At 46.9% G+C, this 1,024-nt stretch carries 2 protein-coding genes; both read right to left on the bottom strand.

Annotated elements, in window-relative coordinates; translation table 11 throughout:
• On the bottom strand, nucleotides 1–708 hold a 708-nt coding region (locus ACFIO3_RS13835), incomplete at its 3' end, for a S49 family peptidase (protein WP_375704661.1).
• A partial coding sequence (locus tag ACFIO3_RS13830; protein ID WP_375704660.1) for a hypothetical protein occupies nucleotides 698–1,024 on the bottom strand: 327 nt, incomplete at its 5' end. The genes ACFIO3_RS13830 and ACFIO3_RS13835, both read right to left, overlap by 11 nt.

The raw sequence follows: 1,024 nt of genomic DNA, 5'->3' as shown, positions 1-1,024 counted from the left end.
ATCGACAAACATTTCGTAGAGCAGGGCGCAATCGGCTTGCATTTTTATTTGTGCTGTATCGCTCAAGGGTTCGTGAGGATTGCCATGGGTTTTGTGATCACCTTCAAAAACGAAGGTCCATTTAAGCCCGTGTTGCTCATCTGCACGAGATTGGTCAAGATGGGCGCAAACAACCCCAATCGAGCCTACAACACCGGTGCGTGCAACCCATATTTGAGAAGCCGCACAAGCAATGGCATAAGCTGCAGAACAAGCAAATTCATTGGCATGCGCCCAAATGGGTTTGTTATATTGTTTTGAAAGGGTTTGAAACTCTTCAACCAAATCAAAGATGCCACCGGCTTCTCCACCACCACTGTCAATATCAAGTAAGACGGCATGAACATCAGGCTGTGCCATGGCTTCACGAAAAGAAGCCCTTAACCCTTCATAAGACGTCAATCCCGATAAAGCTCCAAGCCATGCACCGCGGCGTACAAGCGTGCCATGAACCGGTATTATAGCAACATTGTTTTGCACCACATAGGTTTCTGGTGGTCTTAAAGCTTCTGTACTCCCTTGCGAATAAGCTTCAATGGGAAACTTTTCACTTGCAAAAAGCCGTGGAGCAAGAGCATTGAGAATAATATCAAGCTTTGTGGAGGCAAGCATGTGTGGAACTCCAAAAAGCCGTGATGCCAAAAACGGCATGTCGAGATTATTCACCATTTGTCTGCGCCTTACTGTCTTGGTTGTTTTCATAAGTCTCAGAAGTCTCTGAATCTTCATCACCAATCGCTTGATTTTCACCAGAAGGCGCTGCCATATCCGTGTCAAAAGATAAGCCGCGTGCACGAGCGTCTGTGTGCTCTTCTTGCAGTTCGGCATGAATGCTGTCGATATCAAAGCCGCGCTCGGCCAGTGCCATGCGTCGTGTTTTCAAGCCAGCACGAATTTCTTCTTTTTCTGCCGTGATATCCTTGTTTGGATCAATCATTTCAAGCGGGGGCGCAAAGCTTTCACATTGAAGCCATGGCAAGGAATT

The organism is Bartonella sp. AD328YNZD, assembly GCF_042196425.1.
This window is presented reverse-complemented; position numbering and strand designations above follow the sequence as displayed.